The sequence below is a fragment of the Phenylobacterium sp. genome (assembly GCF_036963605.1).
Lineage (GTDB): Bacteria > Pseudomonadota > Alphaproteobacteria > Caulobacterales > Caulobacteraceae > Phenylobacterium.
Genome location: NZ_JBALUY010000006.1, coordinates 17,576 through 36,820 on the forward strand (window position 1 = coordinate 17,576; position 19,245 = coordinate 36,820).

18 protein-coding genes and 1 tRNA gene are annotated in these 19,245 nt (G+C 68.6%); 7 read left to right on the forward strand and 12 right to left on the reverse strand.

Going from position 1 to position 19,245, the window contains the following annotated elements:
- Nucleotide 1: 1 nt before the first annotated feature.
- From phnL to V7702_RS02255, 3 genes are read left to right on the forward strand one after another with little or no spacing between them, the layout of a single operon-like run.
- On the forward strand, nt 2-706 hold the full coding sequence (gene phnL / locus V7702_RS02245; protein WP_335648519.1) for a phosphonate C-P lyase system protein PhnL: 705 nt from the start codon (nt 2-4) through the stop codon (nt 704-706).
- Nucleotides 707-708: 2 nt separating this feature from the next.
- A complete protein-coding gene (locus tag V7702_RS02250) occupies nt 709-1,851 on the forward strand; it encodes an alpha-D-ribose 1-methylphosphonate 5-triphosphate diphosphatase (protein ID WP_335648520.1) in 1,143 nt (380 codons plus the stop codon).
- Nucleotides 1,848-2,552, forward strand: a complete 705-nt coding sequence (locus V7702_RS02255; protein WP_335648521.1) for a DUF1045 domain-containing protein — start codon at nt 1,848-1,850, stop codon at nt 2,550-2,552. The genes V7702_RS02250 and V7702_RS02255 overlap by 4 nt, the downstream gene beginning before the upstream one ends.
- Here the strand turns inward: V7702_RS02255 and phnN are convergent.
- From phnN to phnC, 3 genes are read right to left on the reverse strand one after another with little or no spacing between them, the layout of a single operon-like run.
- Nucleotides 2,549-3,082 carry a phosphonate metabolism protein/1,5-bisphosphokinase (PRPP-forming) PhnN gene (gene phnN / locus V7702_RS02260; protein ID WP_335648522.1) on the reverse strand — a complete coding sequence of 178 codons (534 nt, stop codon included), beginning with the start codon at nt 3,080-3,082 and terminating at the stop codon, nt 2,549-2,551. The two genes, V7702_RS02255 and phnN, sit on opposite strands and share 4 nt — an antisense overlap.
- A 7-nt stretch (nt 3,083-3,089) precedes the next feature.
- A complete protein-coding gene (locus tag V7702_RS02265) occupies nt 3,090-3,782 on the reverse strand; it encodes a hypothetical protein (RefSeq protein ID WP_335648523.1) in 693 nt (230 codons plus the stop codon).
- The gene (gene phnC / locus V7702_RS02270; protein WP_335648524.1) at nt 3,782-4,564 is read right to left on the reverse strand and encodes a phosphonate ABC transporter ATP-binding protein; all 783 of its coding nucleotides are present in this window, start codon (nt 4,562-4,564) and stop codon (nt 3,782-3,784) included. The genes V7702_RS02265 and phnC overlap by 1 nt, the downstream gene beginning before the upstream one ends.
- A 184-nt stretch (nt 4,565-4,748) precedes the next feature.
- On the opposite strand from phnC, the gene V7702_RS02275 reads away from it, so the two are divergent.
- Complete coding sequence (locus tag V7702_RS02275) at nt 4,749-5,624, forward strand: PfkB family carbohydrate kinase (RefSeq protein ID WP_335648525.1); 876 nt, start codon at nt 4,749-4,751, stop codon at nt 5,622-5,624.
- On the opposite strand, the gene phnE (V7702_RS02280) is transcribed toward V7702_RS02275, so the two are convergent.
- The 5 genes from phnE (V7702_RS02280) to V7702_RS02300 form a co-directional block, all read right to left on the reverse strand.
- Nucleotides 5,621-6,442 (reverse strand): phosphonate ABC transporter, permease protein PhnE, encoded by an 822-nt coding sequence (gene phnE, locus V7702_RS02280; RefSeq protein ID WP_335648526.1) that lies wholly within the window; start codon nt 6,440-6,442, stop codon nt 5,621-5,623. The genes V7702_RS02275 and phnE (V7702_RS02280) overlap by 4 nt on opposite strands.
- Nucleotides 6,442-7,329 (reverse strand): phosphonate ABC transporter, permease protein PhnE, encoded by an 888-nt coding sequence (phnE, locus tag V7702_RS02285; RefSeq protein WP_335648527.1) that lies wholly within the window; start codon nt 7,327-7,329, stop codon nt 6,442-6,444. Before phnE (V7702_RS02285) ends, phnE (V7702_RS02280) begins: the two co-directional genes overlap by 1 nt.
- Nucleotides 7,326-8,180: a PhnD/SsuA/transferrin family substrate-binding protein gene (locus V7702_RS02290; protein WP_335648528.1), complete on the reverse strand. Its 855-nt coding sequence runs from the start codon at nt 8,178-8,180 to the stop codon at nt 7,326-7,328. The genes phnE (V7702_RS02285) and V7702_RS02290 overlap by 4 nt, the downstream gene beginning before the upstream one ends.
- On the reverse strand, nt 8,177-9,124 hold the full coding sequence (gene phnD / locus V7702_RS02295; protein ID WP_335648529.1) for a phosphate/phosphite/phosphonate ABC transporter substrate-binding protein: 948 nt from the start codon (nt 9,122-9,124) through the stop codon (nt 8,177-8,179). Before phnD ends, V7702_RS02290 begins: the two co-directional genes overlap by 4 nt.
- Before the next feature lie 142 nt (nt 9,125-9,266).
- The gene (locus tag V7702_RS02300; RefSeq protein ID WP_335648530.1) at nt 9,267-10,241 is read right to left on the reverse strand and encodes a sensor histidine kinase; all 975 of its coding nucleotides are present in this window, start codon (nt 10,239-10,241) and stop codon (nt 9,267-9,269) included.
- A gap of 321 nt (nt 10,242-10,562) precedes the next feature.
- Between V7702_RS02300 and V7702_RS02305 the strand changes: the two genes are divergently transcribed.
- Nucleotides 10,563-10,638 (forward strand) — tRNA-Asn (locus V7702_RS02305).
- 90 nt (nt 10,639-10,728) lie between these two features.
- Here the strand turns inward: V7702_RS02305 and V7702_RS02310 are convergent.
- Nucleotides 10,729-11,562: an aldo/keto reductase gene (locus tag V7702_RS02310; protein ID WP_442958385.1), complete on the reverse strand. Its 834-nt coding sequence runs from the start codon at nt 11,560-11,562 to the stop codon at nt 10,729-10,731.
- Entirely contained in the window at nt 11,556-11,996 is a 441-nt protein-coding gene (locus V7702_RS02315; protein ID WP_335648531.1) for a VOC family protein, read from the reverse strand. The genes V7702_RS02310 and V7702_RS02315 overlap by 7 nt, the downstream gene beginning before the upstream one ends.
- Nucleotides 11,997-12,234: 238 nt before the next feature.
- On the opposite strand from V7702_RS02315, the gene V7702_RS02320 reads away from it, so the two are divergent.
- Together V7702_RS02320 and V7702_RS02325 are read left to right on the forward strand one after the other, a co-directional pair.
- Nucleotides 12,235-13,299, forward strand: coding sequence for an efflux RND transporter periplasmic adaptor subunit (locus V7702_RS02320; protein WP_335648532.1), 1,065 nt, complete (start codon nt 12,235-12,237; stop codon nt 13,297-13,299).
- 34 nt (nt 13,300-13,333) lie between these two features.
- Entirely contained in the window at nt 13,334-16,567 is a 3,234-nt protein-coding gene (locus V7702_RS02325) for an efflux RND transporter permease subunit (RefSeq protein WP_335648533.1), read from the forward strand.
- A 3-nt stretch (nt 16,568-16,570) separates the two neighbouring features.
- On the opposite strand, the gene V7702_RS02330 is transcribed toward V7702_RS02325, so the two are convergent.
- Together V7702_RS02330 and V7702_RS02335 are read right to left on the reverse strand one after the other, a co-directional pair.
- Nucleotides 16,571-18,325, reverse strand: a complete 1,755-nt coding sequence (locus V7702_RS02330; protein WP_335648557.1) for an ABCB family ABC transporter ATP-binding protein/permease — start codon at nt 18,323-18,325, stop codon at nt 16,571-16,573.
- A 91-nt stretch (nt 18,326-18,416) separates the two neighbouring features.
- Nucleotides 18,417-19,235, reverse strand: coding sequence for a hypothetical protein (locus V7702_RS02335; RefSeq protein ID WP_335648534.1), 819 nt, complete (start codon nt 19,233-19,235; stop codon nt 18,417-18,419).
- Nucleotides 19,236-19,245 lie beyond the last annotated feature (10 nt).

The window sequence follows — 19,245 nt, forward strand, 5'->3', positions numbered from 1 at the left end:
CATGACCGACAAACCCCTGATCATCGTCGAAGACCTGGCCAAAATCTTCGTGCTGCATAATGCCGAGGCGGCCACCATCCCGGTCTTCCAGGACCTGACCCTGCAGGTCGCCGCCGGCGAATGCGTCGTGCTGGCCGGCGAGTCCGGCGTCGGCAAGTCGACCCTCATGCGCTCCATCTTCGGCAACTACCTGCCGACCCAAGGGGCGGTGAAGGTCTGGCATGACGGCGCCTATGTGGACATCACCCAGGCCAGTCCCCACGAGGTGCTGGACGTCCGCCGCCGGACCCTGGGCTATGTCTCGCAGTTCCTGCGGGTCATCCCCCGGGTGCCGACCCTGCAGCTGGTGATGGAGCCCCTGCTGGAAAACGGCGTCGCGTTCGACGAGGCCAAGGACCGCGCCTGCGAGCTCCTGTCGGCGCTCCGCCTGCCCCAGGCCCACTGGGACCTGCCGCCGGCCACCTTCTCCGGCGGCGAGCAGCAGCGGGTGAACATCGCCCGCAGCTTCATCCGCAAGTATCCCGTGCTGCTGCTGGATGAACCCACAGCCTCCCTGGACGCGGAGAACCGCGCCATCGTCGTGCGGCTGATCAACGAGGCCCTGGCCGAGGGCGCCGCCATGATCGGCATCTTCCACGACCTCGATGTCCGCGACTCGGTGGCCAGCCGGCTGTTCGAAGTCGCCCAGTTCAAGGCGGCGGCGTGACCATGACCGAGACCCGCATCTTCTCCGACCAGGTGATCACGCCCACGGGCCAGATCGCCGCCGAACTGGTCCTCCGCGACGGCGTCATCGCCGCCGTGGAGGCCCGGGCCTCCGCCCCCTCCGGCGCGCTGGACTGGACTGGCGATGTGCTGGTCGCGGGCCTGATCGATATCCACACCGACAACCTGGAAAAGCACTACCAGCCCCGTCCCGGCGCCCTCTGGGACGCCTATGGGGCGGCGTTGGCCCATGACGGCCAGTGCGTCACCGCCGGCATCACCACCGTGCTGGACTCTCTGAGCCTGCATGGCCGCAAGGACGGCCTGGACCGCAAGGACGCGCTGGGTCCCATGATCGGCGGCATGGACCAGGCGCAGACCGACGGCGCCCTGCGCGCTGACCATCTGCTGCACCTGCGCTGCGAAGTGACCAATCCCGAGCTGCTCAACCTGCTGGAGCCGCACGCCGACAATCCGCGTCTGAAACTGCTGTCGATCATGGACCACACCCCTGGCCAGCGTCAGACCGCCAATGTGGATCGCCTGCAGGAGCGGATGGCCGCGGCCGGTCGCACAGCTGACGAGATCGAGGAAATGCTGGCGCGACGCCATTCCGGCCGTGATCCGGGCGTGGCCTATGATAACCGTCGCAAGGTGGTCGCCTTCGCCCGGGAATATGGCCTGCCGCTGGCCGCCCACGACGACGAGACCCTGGACCATGTGGAAGAGGCCCATGACGACGGCTGCGTCATCGCGGAGTTCCCGGTGACCCTCACGGCGGCCCGCAAGGCGCGTGATCTGGGCATGTTCGTGGCCATGGGCGCGCCGAACTTCGTGCGCGGCGGCTCGCATTCGGGCAATCTGTCGGCCCGTGAGAGCGCCGAGGCCGGCGTGCTCGACATCCTCGCCTCGGACTATGTGCCCCTCTCCATGCTGCGCTCCGCCTTCATGCTGATCGACGACCTGGGCTGGGCGCCGCAGCACGCCATGGCCACGGTCAGCTCGGCCCCGGCCCGCAGCCTGGGCCTTGATGACCGCGGCGAAATCGTCGCCGGCCAGCGCGCCGACCTGGTTCGCGTCTCCCGGCGCAGCCTGGGCTGGCCCGTGCCGGTGGAAGTCTGGCGTCAGGGCGCGCGGGTGGCATGAGCCCCCGCTACGCCGTCTATTACGCCCCCGACCCGCAAGGGGACCTCTGGGACCTGGCCTGCGCCTGGCTCGGTCGCGATCCGCACCGCAAGGTCGATTGCGTCCGGCCGGCCATCCCGGCCCTGGCCGACCTCGACCTGGACGCCCTGACCGCCAGCCCCCGGGGCTATGGCTTCCACGCCACCCTGAAGGCCCCGTTCGAGCTGGCCGACGGCGCGAGCGAGCGCGACCTGCTGGACTTCGCCGAGGGCTTCGCCGGCCGCCGGGCCGCGTTCGAGGCCTCCATCTCGCCCCAGGCGCTCGGCCGCTTCCTGGCCTTCCGGCTCAATGACCCCTGCCCCGCCATGGACGCCCTGGCCGAGGCCTGCGTGCGGGACTTCGATCCCTTCCGCGCCCCCCTGTCGGAGGCCGACATCGCCCGCCGGCGCAAGGCGGGCCTGACCCCGGCCCAGGACGCCCGGATGCTGGAATGGGGCTATCCCTACATCTTCGACGACTTCCGCTTCCACATGACGCTGACCAGTGGAATCGCCGACGACGCCCTTCGCGCCCGCGTGCTGGAGACCCTGCTGCAGCTCTTCGCCTATGTGACCGGGCCGCACCGCTTCGACAGCGTCGCCATCTACCGCCAGGCCGACCGCGACGCGCCCTTCGAGGTCATGTCCCGCTTCAGCTTCGCCAGCGAGACGGCGCGGGCCTAGTCGCAGATCGCAGCGATCAGCGCGGCGATCCCACTCTCGCGGTCGCTGTCGTTACGCAGTTCGACCACGTCATGACCGGCGATGGCGTAGGCCTGGGCGCGGGCGATACGGTCGGCGATCTCGATTTCGGACTCGCGACCGCGTTGGCGAAGGCGCTCGGCGAGCTGCTCGGGATCGGCGCTGACCGACACGACACGGACGGCCCCCAGTCGGCGTCGGGCCTCGTCGATCACCCCGCGGGACACATTGGCCACCACGCGGCGGCCCATGGCCAGATCCTGCAGGATATCCGCCGGCACGCCGTAACAGAGCCCGTGAGCGCGCCAGGACAGGGTGTAGTCACCGGCCTGCTCGCGGCGGAGAAACTCCGCCTCGCTGACCGGCTGGTGGTCTTCGCCGCCAGCCTCGGCCGGACGGGTGATGTCGCGACGTACGAACACCACCTCGGAATCGTCGGCCAGGGCGAGGCGCGCGCCGTCCATCAGCGTGTCCTTGCCGACGCCCGAGGGGCCGACCACCAGGATCAGCAAGCCGCCCTTAGGCGTACTTTTCGACGAAGGCGTCGGCGTCGAGGGCGCGGAAGTCGTCGAGGGCGTCGGCGAGGCGTTCATGTTCCCAGTCCCACCAGGCGATCGCAAGAAGGCCGTCCTGCACCGCCTTGGGGAAGCGTTCGCGGATCGGCTTGGACGGCACCCCGCCCACAATGGTGAAGGGGGCGACATCCTTGGACACCACCGCGCCGGCGCCGACAACCGCGCCCGTGCCCACGGTGACCCCCGGCAGCACGGTCACCCCATGGCCCAGCCACACGTCGTGACCGAGGGTGACGGTATGCGAACGGCGCCAGTCGAAGAAGTCCTGGTCGTCCTCTTCGCCCAGCTCATAGGAGATGGCGCGGTAGCTGAAATGGTGCTGCGCCGCCTTCCAGGTGGGATGGTTGCCCGGATTGATCCGGACGTCCCTGGCGATCGAGCAGAACTTGCCGATCTCGGCATAGGCCGAGCTGGAATCGTTCACGATATAGCTGAAGGCCCCCATGGCGGTTTCCGACAGGCTGGTGCGCGCGCCCACCCGGCACCAGGGGCCAAGGATGCTGTCATGCACCTGCGCCTGGGCGTTGATCGCGGGCTCGGGGCCGCGAACCTTCTCGGCTGGCTCGACAGGCGGCGTGAACCGTTCGAAATAGCGGTAGCCCGGCGCGAGGGGCCGGTCGGCGAGTTTCAGACCCATCAGGCGGCGGCCACGGCCTGGGTGGCGAAGGCGCGGCCGGCGCGGCCGGTTCGCACGCCGTAGATCCTGTCGATCACCTCCGGCGTCAGGCCCGACGGCGCGCCGTCATAGATGATCTTGCCCTTCGACATGCCGATGATGCGCGTGCAGTAGCGCCGGGCGATGTCCAGGCTGTGCAGGTTGACGATCACAGGAATGCCGCGTTCGCGGCAGACGTCTTCCAGCGCCTCCATCACCACTTCGGTGTTGATGGGATCCAGCGAGGCCACAGGCTCGTCGGCCAGCAGCATATCCGGCTCCTGCAGCATGGCGCGGGCGATGGCCACCCGCTGTTGCTGTCCGCCCGAAAGCGTGGCGGCCCGTTGTAGGGCCACCTGGGCCATGTCGAGGCGATCCAGCTCGAGGATGGCGCGGGCGCGGTCCTCGGCGGGGAAAATCTTTAACAGGGAGGTGGAGGTCGGCCGCTCGGCCAGCACGCCCACCAGGACATTGGTGATCACGTCCAGGCGTGGGCAGAGGTTGAACTGCTGGAAGATCATGGCGCAGCGGCGACGCCAGCGGCGCAGCGGCTTGCCCTTCAGCTTGCCGACATCCTCGCCGTCCCAGAGGATCTGGCCCGAGGTCGGATCGGCGAGCCGGTTGATCATGCGCAACAGGGTGGACTTCCCGGCGCCTGAGCGTCCGATCACCCCGATGAACTCGCCGCGGTCGCACTTGAAGGACACGCCATCGACGGCGCTGACCTCCCCGAACCGCTTGGTCACGTTGCGCAGCTCTAGCATCCTGCCTCCAGGGTTCGGCGGTAACCTCTTGATCCTTTGCAGCTTAGGCCCGCCCGGTGACCCCGACGTGACGGCCCTCGAGACCCTTGCGCGCACCAAGGGAGGATTTGTCGGCTGGGCCGTGGCGGGGTGTCTCGCCCTCGTCACCCCCCTGCCTTAGGTGTGGGCAAGCGGAGGCGACAGCATGGCGGACTTCCTGGTGATCGGCGCGCTGGCCCTGGACCGTCCGGTCTGGCTGGAGGCCGCGCTCGAGCGTGGCGGTCGGGTCGTCGGCCGCAGCCTGGAGGCCCAGCTCGGTCCCCGCCTCGGCGGCGGCGGCGCCAATGCCGGCGTGGCCCTCGTCCGGGCTGGACACACGGTCAGGCTGGCCAGCCTGGTGGCCGCGGACGGCGGCGGCGACCAGTCGATCGCCCTGGCCGGGGCGGCGGGCCTCGATGTGGCCCTGGTCGGCCGCCGCCCCGGCGAGAGCCGCACGACCCTGATCCTGATCGAGCCGGACGGCGAGCGTCTGGTGCTGGGCCTGGATATCGACCGCGCCCGACTCGTTCTGCCGCCCCTGGCCTCGCCCGCAGACCACCCCGGCGTCCAGCCGGACGGAGTCTATGTGCGAGCCGCCTTCCCCGGCGCCGACGCCTGGGCCGCCCGCAGCCGTGGTCCCGTGGTGGTCCATTGGCCGGCGCCGGCCTATGCCGGGCCCGCCGATGTGGTGGTCTGTTCGGCTGACGATCTTGAGCCCGCCGTCCTGGCGGCCCCGTTCGAGGCCGCCCGCGCTGTGTTCGGGCCGCAGCTATCGGCCATCGTCGTCACCCATGGCGCCGACGGAGCCAGCGCCTACAGCGCCGGCGCGCCCATCACCGTGCGGCCGCCCCCGGCCAAGGTGATCGATTCGACCGGCGCCGGAGACGTCTTCGCGGCCGGCCTGCTGGAAGCGCTCAGCGCCGGCGCCAGCATGATGCGGGCCCTGGACCAAGCCTGCGCCTGGGGCGCGGTCACCGTAGGTCTGGCGAGTTCGGCGCCTGTCGATTCCGCCCCGGGCGCCTACCGCCCCTTCGGGGCCTAGGCCAGGCGATTGCGGAACCAGCGTGACAGGGTGTCGAGGCAGGCCACCGCGATCATGTAGAGCAGGATGATGAAGGCCACTTCGTCGAAGGCGAAGATGCGGATCCGCTCGTCCAGTTCGAAGCCGATGCCGCCGGCCCCGACGATGCCCAAAACGCCAGCGTTACGGAAATTGCCTTCCAGGAAGAACAGGGTCTGGCTGGTGGCCACCGGGGCGAATTGCGGCGCAAGCCCGAAGCGCATCACCGCCAGGGGCGAAGCCCCGGCCGAGCGTACCCCTTCCAGGGGCTTGGCGTCGCTGTTCTCAAGAGCCTCCGAGAACAGCTTGGCGAGGTTCGGAATATCGGCCAGGGCCAGGGCGACCACCCCGCCGAAGGGCCCCAGGCCAAACGCCGAGACCAGGATCAGGGCCCAGACCAGGGCGGGCACCCCTCGGAAAATGTCGAGGAAGCGTCGAAAGGCGAAGTGCAGGGCAATGTTGGGGACCACCGTCTTGGCGCCGATCACACCCAGCGGCAGGGCCACCAACGCGGCGATCACCGTGCCGGCGAAGGCCATGGCGAAGGTCTCGGCGAGGGCCTTGAAGATGCGGACCGACTGCCCGCCGGATGAGGGCGGGAACATCTCACCCAGGAAGCGGCCGAGCTTTCCGAAGCCGGTCATCAAGGCGCCGGGCGCCAGTTCCAGGTCGATCCCCATGGCCACCAGGGCGACGAGGGCCAGCAACAGCAGGAGCGCGTCTCGAACCCTGCGGGTCCAAGGCGCTCTCAGAGCGGCCGGCGCGATGGTCAGGGCTTGATCGTATGCGGGGCCGGTCATCAGGCCTTCTCCAGACCGATAAGCCGATGGCGCACGGCTTCGGAGAACAGATCGATCAGGAAGATCATGGCGATGATGATCATCAGGATAGCCAGATAGGTGTCGAACTCGGTGTAGGTGATGGCCCGCTGCAGTTCGAGGCCGATGCCGCCGGCCCCGACGATGCCCAGAGCCGCGGCCCCCGCCAGATTTCCTTCCAGCCGGATCAGCGCGTAGGAGGCGTAGTTGGGCAGGACCTGGGGCATGACCCCATAGCGGATCTTCTTCAGCGGTCCGGCGCCGGCGGCCTGCAGCGCCTCCAGCTGCCGGGGATCGATCTCTTCGTTGATCTCGGCGAACAACTTGCCGAGGCCCCCCAGGGTCGAAATGGTCAGGGTCAGGACGCCGGCCAGGGGGCCGACCCCGAAGGCGGCCACCAGGATCAGCGCCATGATGAGGTCCGGCAGGGTCCGGATCGCCTCCAGGATGCGACGGACGACAAAGCGCACCGGCGCGAAGGGCATGAGGTTCTGGGCGGTGAGGAACGACGCCCCCAGGGCCAGGACCGACCCCAGGGCGGTGGCCAGGATCGCCATCTCCACCGTCTGCCACGCCGCCCGCAACCAGATCGGCAGGGCGTAGAACCAGGAATGCAACGAGCCCTGGGTCTGGCGGCTGGCCAACAGGGCCTCGGGCTTCAGGTCCGGATTCATCCTTTGCAGGAAGTCGGCCATCCGCCCCAGCGGGTCGCCGCCGATGTCGGAGCCGAAGAACTGGCTGCGCTGGAAGGAGACCAGCAGCAGGACTGTGAAGATCGCCAGGCCGATCACCGCCTGGGTCCGCTGGCGGATCAGCATCCGTCGGCGGTCGCGCTCAAAGGTCTCGACCGTCGGACTCGGGGCGTTCATGAGCCGACCGTGGGGCCCTGGTGGATCAGGGCCTTGGCCTCAGTGGGCTCGAACTCCTCGGCCTCCGGGCCGGCGATCCAGGTGAAGGCCTCCGGCGCCTCGTTGTGCATGGCCACATGGATGCCGAGCAGGCGGAAACGACGATCGTCGCTCATGTCGGTCCTCACCGCCCAGGCGTGGTCGGCGACGGGCCGCTGGCGCCAGACGACCCGCAGGTCGGTGCAGAGATCCAGGCCCGGCTGATCGCCGCGACAGAGCTTCTGCCAGGCGCCGGCGTGCAGGACCATGGCCTGGGCCTGACCGCTGCGCAGGCGGGCCGCAGCCGTCTCATAGTCCTCGGCCACCGTCTGCGCGCCGAAGAACGCCTCATCGGCGCCATAGTCGGCCAGGGCCAGCCTGGGAACCTCCAGGCTGGCCTTCATCGGGCCGCCGAACACCAGGGTCGCGCCCGCCAGATCGCCCAGGGTTCGCGTTGGGGCGGTGTTCAGCGTGGCGACGACGATCGGCAGGCGGTTCAAGGCCCCCTTCGCCCGGGTGGTCAGCACGCTGCGCACCGTCCCGGACACCGGCCCGAAGGCTGCGCCGTTCAAGCGCGCCACATCAACCTGGCCGGCGGCGAGGGCGCTAGCCGCAGCCGTGTCGTCCGCCATCGGACAATTAAGCACCTCGGTCTGCAGGCGCTCGGCCAGCAGCTTGAAATAGGCCTTCTGTCCGGCCGGCGCCTCGGCGTCCAGCGGCGAGCAGGGACCAGCAGCCCCCCCCACCTCGGCGATCCGCAGCGGCAGGGTCGGGGTCTGGGCCTGGGCGGCGCTGAGGAGGACCGCGGTGGCGGCGAGGATTACGCGTCTCATTGCCGCTCTCCGCTGCGGCGAGCGGCGATATCGTCGGCGCGCAGCTTGATGATCTGGGCGTAGTGTTCGCGGGTGACGGCGGTATAGGCCGCGCCATCCGGCTGACCGATGTCGCGCCAGACCTCCGGATCGTCATAGGGCAAGGCGGCCATGGCGCCACGGACCGCGTCGATGAAGGGCTGGGGCCGGTCGGTGCGGACGACCACTGCGCTGTTGGGAATGGGGCCGGCCGTCCAGATGATCCGGAAGTCGTCCAGATCGACGACGCCACGCCGCGCCATGGTGAAGTGAGCGCCGGTGGTGAACCCGTGCTCGGGGTCGCCGCCGCCCATGCTGATCATAGCGGCGTCGAACTGGCCGTTATCCAGGGCCATCACCGCCTGGGTGTGCCCGCCGGCGAAGCTCGAACGGCCGAAATAGGTGTCTGGCTCGATTCCCTGCTCGCGCATCGCCGAGCGGGGAAACAGGTAGCCCGAGGTGGAGTTGAAATCCACGTAGCCGAGGGTCTTGCCCTTCAGATCCTGGATGGAGCGATAGGGGCTCGAGGCCATTACGAGGAGGCCGGAATAGTAGCCGATGTCGCCTTCAGCCTGCCGGACGGTGAGGATGGGCTGGGCCAGATCGCCGATCTGGGCGTCCACATTGGCGTAACCGCCCCCCGCAATGGTGGCGATGTCGACCTGACCGCTCGATAGCGCCTGGATCGTGCCGTTGTAGTCGGAGGACTCGTACAGCTTGACCGGCAGCCCGGTCGCCTTGCCGATGTAGGTCTTGTAGGCGGTGAGGCGTCGGGTCACCATGGGGTCGTCCTCCGACCCGCGGACCGCCATCCGGACCTCCCGCATTTCGCCCTGCCAGGCGCCGTCGGTGGTCTTGGCCTCCCCGCCGCATCCTGCGAGCCCAAGGCTGATCGCCGCCAGGATCGCACCTGATCGTCGCCGCATGGAGAACCTCTACGCTGTCAAAATCCAGGCGTCGGGGAGCCCCGCCGTCGGGAGGGAGGTTTCGCATCCGGACGTGAAGCCGTGGTGACACAGCCCGATGGCGACGGGCCAATGGCCGCCGCACTTGTCGGGTCGGCGGCGCCTAGCTGGGGAAGATCAGCCGCACGCGCGCGCCGCTGCCGCCGGCCGGGAAATCCAGAGCGCCATCAAGCTGTCCCGCAAGGCTCTGCATGATGCCAAACCCCAGGCTGCTGCGGCCTTCCAGATCGGGATTGGGGTCAGGAAAGCCCGGACCATCGTCGGCGATCACCAGCGCGGCGCGGTCATCGTCCAGGGGGGCGAGATCGATGGTGATCTGACCGGAGGCGCGGCCCTCGAAGGCATGCTTGAGGGAATTGGTGACCACCTCAGCCACCAGGAGGGACAAGGTCACCAGCCGGGTCGTATCGAGATCGACCCCATCGGCCCGCACCGAACAGGCTACGCCCTCCGCCCCGGCGGCCTGGACGAGGTCGTCGCAGAGCTCCCGTAGAGACCCCTCGACACTGAGCTCCAGCGTGGCTGGGTCATAGAGGCGTCGATGAATCTGGGCCATGGTGACCAGCCGCTCGCGCGCCTCATCCAAGGCTGCCGACGCCTGGGGATTATTGATCGCACGCTTCTTGATCTGCAGCAGGGCGGCGACGAAAGTCATGTTGTTGGCGACCCTGTGCTGCAGTTCCTGAAACATCACCCTTTGACGCTCATAGAGCTGGGCGGTCAGGGCCTGTTCGGCGCCAAGACTGGTCATGGCCCGGCGCATCAGCTCGATCACGGTGATATCCACCGCAACCACGAAAACAAAGAAGACCAGGGTCAGCCCGCTGGCCGCCGAGAGGCTGAAGCCCAGGGGGGGAATGAAGAACCACCAGGCGGCGAGACCCGACAGCGCCGCGCAGAGAATTCCTGGCCAAAGCCCTGCCAGGAAGGCCGTGAGAATCACCGCGGGGAAAAAGGTCAGATAGGGAAAGCCCGGAGGCAGCACGCCGTCCAAAAGCCAACGAACATAGAAAGCCAGAGCTGCGCTGAGAATCGCCAGGCCGTACGCGAATACGATGTTCTGCTGGAACAACCGCATGACGTCCTGAAAGCCCCCCCGCGAGGCGTGGCTCGCATTCTCAGCCTGCCTGGATCCGAACGGCTGGTGGTTTCGGCTCTAGAGCCTCGTCCAGGGCTTGTCTATCCGGCGCCCGACAGTCCCGCCGCCGATGACCATTAATCTTCGCTTAACCATAAACGCCCACCCTCTCAGCGTCTTCTCTGAAGACACCCCACCATCACCAACCTTCTCAAGCCCGGCTTCGGCCGGGCTCTTTTTTTCGCCGGCTGTGGATAGGGCGCTTCGCGAGGCTTGCACCGCCCGCCAGCCCGGCGTATACGCGCCGCCCTACGGTGCTGATCCCCGATAGCTCAGTTGGTAGAGCAGTCGGCTGTTAACCGACTTGTCGCAGGTTCGAGTCCTGCTCGGGGAGCCACCGCACCGTCGCAGCCTTTGAGGCCAGAGGCTTCGACCAGCGCCAAACGGGCGCAATCCCCACGTCCAGTTCGATCACAGGTCGCCCTGCTCAGCCGAAGCTCGCTGGATCGGGACCGATACGGCCGTTTTCTGTGTCGAGGCTGGCCATGGCGGCCATGTCGTTGGTGTCGAGGGCGAAACCGAAGACGTCCAGGTTCTGGACGATCCGGGCCGGCGTCACCGATTTCGGAATGACGATCAGACCAAGCTGAACATGCCAGCGGATCACCACCTGGGCCGGCGTCACGCCGTGCTTGGCCGCCAGGCCTGCGATGATCGGATCCTCCAGGATCTGCCCCTGTCCCAGGGGGCTCCATGATTCGGTCAGCACGCCGGCTGCGGCGTTGGCGGCTCGCAGGCTGGCCTGCTGGAACCTGGGGTGAAGTTCGATCTGGTTCACCGCCGGGACCACACCGGTCTCGCTGATGATCCTTTCCAGGTGCTCAGCGGCGAAATTGGACACGCCGATGGACCTGGCCCGTCCCTCTTCGCGCAGCCGGATCAGCGCTTTCCACGACTCCAGGTAGAGTCCCTGCTGCGGGCAGGGCCAGTGGATCAGATAGAGATCCACATGGTCGAGACCCAGGCGCTCCACGCTCTTGTCGAAGGCCCGCAGGGCGCGGTCATAGCCCTGGCTCTCGTTCCAGAGCTTGGTGGTGACGAACACTTCGTCGCGGGGGAGACCCGAGGCGCGGACGCCCTCCCCGACCCCGGCCTCATTGCCATAGATGGCCGCGGTGTCCACCGCCCGGTAGCCAGCTTCGAGCGCCGTGCGGACCACGACGGCGGCGTCATCGGCGGGGGTCCGCCATACGCCGAGCCCGACCTGCGGAATCATCCGGCCGTCATTGAGCGTGAGCCTCGCCCCGCCAGCCATCACCATTGGCCCTCATTGGGCATCGACGCCCAGGGCTCGGCCGGCGGCAGGGCCGCGCCCGCCTGCAGCAACTCCACCGAAATGCCGTCCGGCGAGCGGATAAAGGCCATATGGCCGTCCCGCGGAGGCCGGTTGATGGTGACGCCGCCCTCCGTCAGGCGCTGGCAGACGGCGTAGATATCGTCCACCGCATAGGCCAGATGGCCGAAATTGCGGCCGCCCTGATAATCCTCAGGATCCCAGTTGAAGGTCAGCTCGACCGTCGGCGCGCGGCTGACCTTGGCCATCTCCTCGTCCCCCGGGGCGCACAGGAAGACCAGCGTGAACCGCCCTGCGGCGTTCTCCACCCGGGAAAGCTCGGTCAGGCCAAGCTTGTTGCAATAGAAGTCCAGCGAGGCGTCGAGGTCCCGCACGCGGACCATGGTGTGGAGGTATCTCATGGAGGCTCCCTCTGAAGGCTGACGGGCGCCGATGAGGCGTCCTTGGGGTTCGTCGCAATCCTATGCCGTTCGCTGCGGTTCGTCAGGCACAGTCGCAGCTCGAAAGTGATCCTGTCTGCGATTTCATTTGCGTGAGGGTCGGCAGCGCAGCACAACCGGCGCGTGATCCCAAAGAACATGGGAATGCGGGCTTGGACGGGCTGCACATGCCGTCGTTGCAGCCGGGGGAAACAGATTTATGCGTCTCAAGACGTCTCACTATTTCATTCTTGGCGTCTTTGGGGCGCTTGCGCTCTATTTTATCCTGATGACGGTTCTCGGCGGCGGCGACAGCGCCCCGGCTGAGGCGGCCGACAAGGCCGATGAGACGCCGCAGGTCCAGGTCGCCGTGGTCGAGGAAGTGATCCGGCCCTATCAGGTGACCCTGCGCGGCCGGACCGAGGCCGCCCGCAGCGTCACGGTCCGAAGCGAAACCTCCGGCGTGGTCGTAGCGACGCCGACCCGCGAGGGCGCGGTCGTCCCCCGGGGCGCCGTCCTCTGTCGCCTGTCGGTGGACGCCCGCCAGGCGTCGCTCGATCAGGCCCGGGCCGCCCTGCGTTCGCGGGAACTGCAGCGCAAGGCCTCGGCGGCCCTGGCCGAGAAGGGCTATCGCTCCGAAACTCAGGTGCTGCAGGACCAGGCCAATCTGGACGCCGCCGCCGCCGCCGTGCGCCAGGCGGAGATCGCCTTGGAACAGGTCAATATTCGCGCGCCCTTCGCCGGCGTCTTTGACAAGCGCGAGGCCGAGGTGGGGACCTATCTCTCCCCGGGCCAGGCCTGCGGCGCCTTGATCGAGCTCGACCCCATCCTGATCGTCGGGGACGTGCCGGAAACCCAGGCGGGTCGGCTGACGGGCGGCGAGCCAGCCACGGCCACACTGGTCTCCGGCCAGGTGATTTCGGGCCAGGTCCGCTATGTGGCGCGGGAAGCCGATCCGGCCACCCGCACCTATCGCCTGGAAGTCGTCGCACGCAACCCGCGCGGCGCCGTGCGCTCGGGCCTGTCGGCGGACGTCAAGATCACCAGCGCTTCGGGGCCAGCGCACCTGGTGCCGCCTTCGGCCCTGGTCCTCGACTCCGAGGGCCGGCAGGGGGTGCGTTTTGTGGGCGCGGGCGACGTGGTCGCCTTCACGCCGGTGCAGGTGATGGAGGAAGGCGCCGACGGCGTCTGGGTCCGCGGCCTCACGGGTCAGACCCGGGTCATCACCGTCGGCCAGTCCTACGTCGACCAGGGACAGAAGGTTCGCGTGGCGCTGGCCCGCTAGGGTTTAGGGCGCGCCGCACAGGAGGCTTGCGACTATGATCGGTCCGTTGATCGACGGCGCCATCAAGCGACGGAAGGTCGTGCTGGGGGTCACGCTGATCGCCGGCATCTTCGGCCTGTTCGCCTATCTGGCCATGCCGCGGGAAGCCAATCCCGACATCGACTTCCCCTTCGTCTCGGTGATCGTCCCCTATCCGGGGGTGAGCCCGGAGGATTCCGAACGCCTGCTGGTCAAACCCCTGGAGGTGGAGCTCCAGTCCATCGAAGGGCTGAAGGAGATGAACTCCGCGGCCCGCCAGAGCATGGCCATCGTCAACCTGGAGTTCGAGGCCGACTTCGACAAGGACACCGCCCTCGCGGAGGTCCGCGCCAAGGTGGATCTGGCCCGCGGACGTTTCCCCCCGGACGCCGAAGAGCCGATCATCGAAGAGGCGAATTTCAGCGGCGAGCCGGTGATCGGCATCGTGCTGTCTGGCGCCGCGCCTGAGCGCGAGCTCTATCGCATCGCCCGCAGCCTGCAGGACCGCCTGGAGGCCGCCCCCGGCGTGCTGGAAGTGCAGCTGACCGGCGGCCGCGAGGAGATGCTCGAGGTCACCATCGATCCCCTGCGGATGGAGGCCTACAACGTCACCACCGGCGAACTGGCCCAGGTGATCAGCCGAAACAACCAGCTGGTGCCGGCCGGCAACCTGCGCTCCGGCGGCGGGCAGTTCGCCGTCAAGGTGCCCGGCGTGGTCGAGGAGCCTTCCGACATCCTGAGCCTGCCGATCAAGAAGAACGGCGATCGGGTGATCACCGTGGGCGACATCGGCGAGGTGCGGCGCACCTTCAAGGAACCCAACTTCATCACCCGCTTCAATGGCGAGCCAGCCATGTCGCTGGAGGTGGCCAAGCGCAGCGGATCGAACATTCTCGACACCGTGGACGCAGTCCGGGCGGTGGTCGCCGAGGAGGAGACCCGCTGGCCGGAGACGATCCGAGTCTCCTACACCTATGACCAGAGCGACTTCATCCACCGCACCCTGGTGGTGCTGGAATCGGGCCTGCTGATCGCCACCATCCTGGTGATGATGATCATCGTCTACAGCCTCGGCATCCGGCAGGGGCTGATGGTCGGCGCGGCGATCCCGGCCTGCTTCATGCTGGCCTTCCTGATGCTCAACGCCTCGGGCGTGACCCTGAATCAGATGGTGATGTTCGGCCTGGTCCTGGCGGTCGGCATCCTGGTGGACGGCGGCATCGTCGTGGTCGAGTACGCCGACCGCAAGATGGCCGAAGGCCTGCCGAAGGAGGAAGCCTTCGCCGCGGCGGGCAAGCGGATGTTCTTCCCCGTGCTGAACGGCACCCTGACGACGCTCTGCGCCTTCCTGCCGTTCATGTTCTGGAACTCGATCCCGGGCAAGTTCATGAGCTTCCTGCCCCTGACGCTCATGTATGTGCTCGGCGCCTCGATCTTCGTGGCCCTGATCTTCACCCCGGCGCTGGGCTCGATCTTCGGGCGCAACGCCGCCGTGGACGAGGCGCACCTGGCTGAGATCGAGAAGTCCGAGCGGGGCGATCCGCGAGAGATGTCGGGTTTCATGGGCTGGTATGCCCGCACCCTCTGGACCCTGGGGGCAGCGCCGACCCGGACCTTCGCCGCCACCTTCCTGATCGTGGCCGCCATCGTCGCCTGGTTCGCCATGACTCCGCACCGCACCGAGTTCTTCCTGGAAGAAGATCCGGAGTGGGCGCAGGTCTATGTGAAGGCCCGGGGCAACCTGTCGCCCGAGGCCCATGACGTGCTGGTCCGCCAGGTGGAGGCCCGCCTGCTGGACGTGCCCGGGGTCAATTCCATCTACACCCGATCAGGCGCCACCAGCCCCGGCGGCGGCGGCGGCGGGCCGCCCAATGACACGGTGGGCCGTCTGCAGGTGGATCTCGTCGACTTCGAGGAGCGCCTCGCCCTGGACCTCCGCGGGGCCGACATCGTGGACGATATCCGCACCCGCCTGACCGACCTGCCCGGCGTGCTGATCGAGGTGCGCGAGCCGCAGGGCGGGCCGCCCACCGGCAAGGACGTGCAGGTCGAGCTGCGCGGCCAGAATCCCGAAGCGCTGAACGCCGCCGCCGACCTGGTCCGCGCGCGCCTGGCCTCAGACCCGCAACTGTTCGAGCTGGAGGACAACCGCACCTCGCCGGGGATCGAGCTGAACCTGGCGGTCGATCGCCAGGCCGCCGGCCGCTATGGCGTGGACGTCCTGTCCGTCGGCCAGGCCATCCAGTTCATCACCACCGGTGTCCTGGTGGGCCGCTTCCGTCCCGATGACGCCGAGGACGAACTGGACATCCGCATCCGCTTTCCGCCGGAGGCGCGCAACATGGCCGCCTTCGACGACCTGAAGATCTCCACTGCGCTTGGTCCCGTGCCGGCCAGCTATTTCATCCGCCAGGCGCCCGCCCAGCAGGTGACCACCATCCAGCGGCGGGACGGCGAGCGGCTGGTCATCGTTCAGGCCAACGCCATCGACGGCGTCGCCGCCAACCAGAAGATCGCCGAGCTGCGGCCCTGGCTGGAACAGGCCGACATCGACGATCAGGTGCGCTGGAAGTTCACCGGCGCCGACGAAGAGGGCCAGGAGGCGGCCCAGTTCTTCATGGTCGCCATGGCCGTCTCCCTGTTCCTGATGGGGGTCATTCTGCTGTGGCAGTTCAACAGCTTCTACGGCGTGGTGGTGACCCTCTCGGCGGTGGCGCTCTCAACCGTGGGCGTGCTGCTGGGGGTGCAGATCAACTTCCTGGGCACCTTCAACTATGTGTCGGTGATCATGCTGGGCACCGGCATCGTCGCCCTGGCCGGCGTCGTGGTGGGCCACAACATCGTGCTGGTGGACACCTACTACCAGCTCCGTCGCTCGGGCTATCCGGCCGATGACGCCGCCGTGCGGGCCGCCACCCAGCGGTTCCGCCCGGTGATCCTGACCACGGTGGTGACGGTGGTCGGCCTGTTGCCCCTGATGTTCCAGCTGCACCCCAACTTCCGGGTCGGCCACATCGAGTATCGGGCGCCGGGCTCGGAATGGTGGGTCCAGCTATCGGCCGCGGTGGTCTGGGGCCTGTCCTTCGCCACCCTGCTCACCCTGGTCCTGACGCCGGTCATGCTGGCCGCCCCCAAGGTCTATGCCGAACGCCTGCATAGGGCCGCGAACTGGGGTCGTCGCCGACTGGGCCTGCGCCCCAGGGACGGCCGCCCCGCCAATGACGCAGCCCTGCCCCGGGCGGCCGAATAGGTCTCAGCGCTGGCGGGTCTGGCGCCGCCACAGCGCGGCGTATTCGCCGGCCGAGGCCAGCAGGCTGTCGTGAGTCCCGTGTTCGACGACCCGACCCCGGCGCAGCACGACGATCAGGTCGGCGTCAACGATGGTCGAAAGCCGGTGGGCCACCACCAGGGTGGTCCGTCCGGTGCGGACTTTGCGCAGGGTCGCCTGGATCGCCTCTTCCGTCCGCCCATCCAGGGCGCTGGTGGCCTCGTCCAGGATCAGCAGGCGGGGATCAGCCAGCAGGGCGCGGGCGATGCCCACCCGCTGGCGCTCGCCGCCGGACAGCTTCAGCCCCCGCTCGCCGACCATGGTGTCGAGCCCCTCCGGCAGGCCTTCGAGGAAGGCGCCCAGCTCGGCGGCCTCGGCCGCAGCCTGGATGTCGGCCGCGCTGGCGTCTGGCCGGGCGAAGGCGATATTGGCCCGCAGGGTGTCGTTGAACAGGGCCACGTCCTGCGGCACCAGGGCCACGGCGCGGCGCAGGGCCGACTGGCGGACCTGGCGAAGATCGATGCCGTCCAGCATCACCGCACCGGCTTGCGGATCGATCAGGCGCAGGGCCAGTCGCACGGCGGTGGTCTTGCCCGCCCCCGAAGGCCCGACCAGGGCGACGGTGGCCCCAGGCTCGGCCACGAAGCTGACATCCAGCAGGCCCTGGCTACGGGCGTCATGGCGGAAGGCCACGTCGCGGAATTCCAGCCGCGCGCCCTGCGGCGCCGCCGGCGGCAGGGGCTGAGCATCGGCCGCGTCGATGATGTCCGGCGCCCGGCCGGTCAGGGCCACCAGCTGCTCCATGTCGATAAAGGCCTGGCGGATCTCGCGATAGTTGAAGCCCAGCATGCTGAGCGGCGCATAGATGCCGATCAGCAGCAGGATGGCCATGGTCACGTCGCCGATCTGCATGCTCCCGGCCGCCACCTCCATGCCGGCCAGCACGGTCATCACCGCCAGGCCGAGATTGAGGATCACCGCCTGGGCGCCGTTCAGCAGGGAGAGCGAAGTGTTGGCCTTCACGGCTGCGCCCACATAGGTGTTCAGCGCCTGGCCATAGGCGCCCACGGCGCGGGTTTCGGCGCCGAAGGTCTTCACCGTCTCGAAGTTGATCAGGGCGTCCACCGACAGGCCCGCGGCGCGGGCGTCGGCCTCGTTCAGCTCCCGGCGATGGGACAGGCGCCAGTCGGTGATCTTGAAGGTGACGATGGCGTAGATGACCACGGTCAGCAGGGCGGTGGCGGCGAACCGCCAGTCGAGCCGCACCACCATGACGCCCATGGCCAGCACCAGCTCCACCGCTGTGGGACCGAGGTTGAACACCACGCTGCGGATCAGGAAATCAGTGGAGCGCGCGCCGCGCTCGATCACCCGGGCCAGGGTCCCGGTCTGCTTGCTCTGGTGGAAATCCAGGGACAGGGAGACCGCGTGGCCGAACCCTTCGACAGCTGCCCGGGCCATCGTCGCCTGGGAGACTGCGGTGAACACGGCGTCGCGGGCGAAGGGCGCGCAGGCCGACAGCAGGCGCAGGCCTGCAAAGGCGAGCGCCAGGGCGACGAAACCGCCGCCGATCACCACCACGCCGCCCGGGACCGACAGGGTGTTGATCGCCTCCCCCAGCATCACCGGCGAGATCACCGCGGCCAGCTTGCCGGCCAGCACCAGCACGACGGCGGCGGCCAGACGCAGGCGCAGCTGCGGCGCGCCGGATCGCATGACCAGCCGACCGAGATCGGCCATGGCCGGCCAGAACCGGAAGTCCGGGGCGAGCGCCAGGTCGCCGCTGTTGCGGCCCCGGGCCAATCCAGGCGGGTTCAAACGAAAACTCCGGTCAATCGAGCAGCAGGGTCGACTGGACGCCGCCGCCGGGGGTTAGCCAATCAATGCGAAGGCCAGATGACGTGGCGCGTGCGGTGAAGGCCCCGCTCTCTGGCGGCGCGGCGGGCGTGGCGTCCACCTGGGCGGTGAGGACGAGCTGTTCGCCCATGACGTCGATGCGATGCGGTCCCGGCGGCACCGGCGCGCCGAACGGCAGGCTGAACCGTCCCTGGGCGTCGGTGGCCCCGTCGGTGGACACTGGCCGGCCGTCGATACGGATCGACAGGGCGATCTCCGGCGTCGCACGGCCAGACACCACGGCGCCGCCTTCCTCGTCGAAATCGAAGGCCAGCAGGCGCGGCGCGGCTGGACCTTCGGCCCCGCCCGACGGAACCGGCGACACGACGGCGCCGGCGCCAGCCCGCAGCAGCACCAGGCGATCATCCGGCAGGACCAGTTGATAGCCCTCCGCCTGGACAGTGCGGTCGTCCAGCATCATGGAAAGGCCAAAGATCTTCGGCGCCTCGGCCAGCGGCAGCCCGATCCGCCAAGCGCCTTGCGCATCGGCCTCCGTCATCCGCACCTCGCCCTCAGGGGTGGCCAGCCGCACGCGGGCCGAAGGCGCGGCCCGACCGATCAGCACCCGGCCCGCCCCCTCCCGGACCACGCCGGTCCCCTGCGGCGGGGCGGTATAGGTGGCCTGGGCCTGGGGTTCGCGGTTGAGGCCGGCGCCCGGATTCACCTGCGCCTCGCCGCAGCCCACAAGGAGCAGGCTCAGCATCAGAACCGAGCCAAAGGCCGCACCGGGCAGGGTTTCCTTGAATCGCATCATGTCAGAGCCT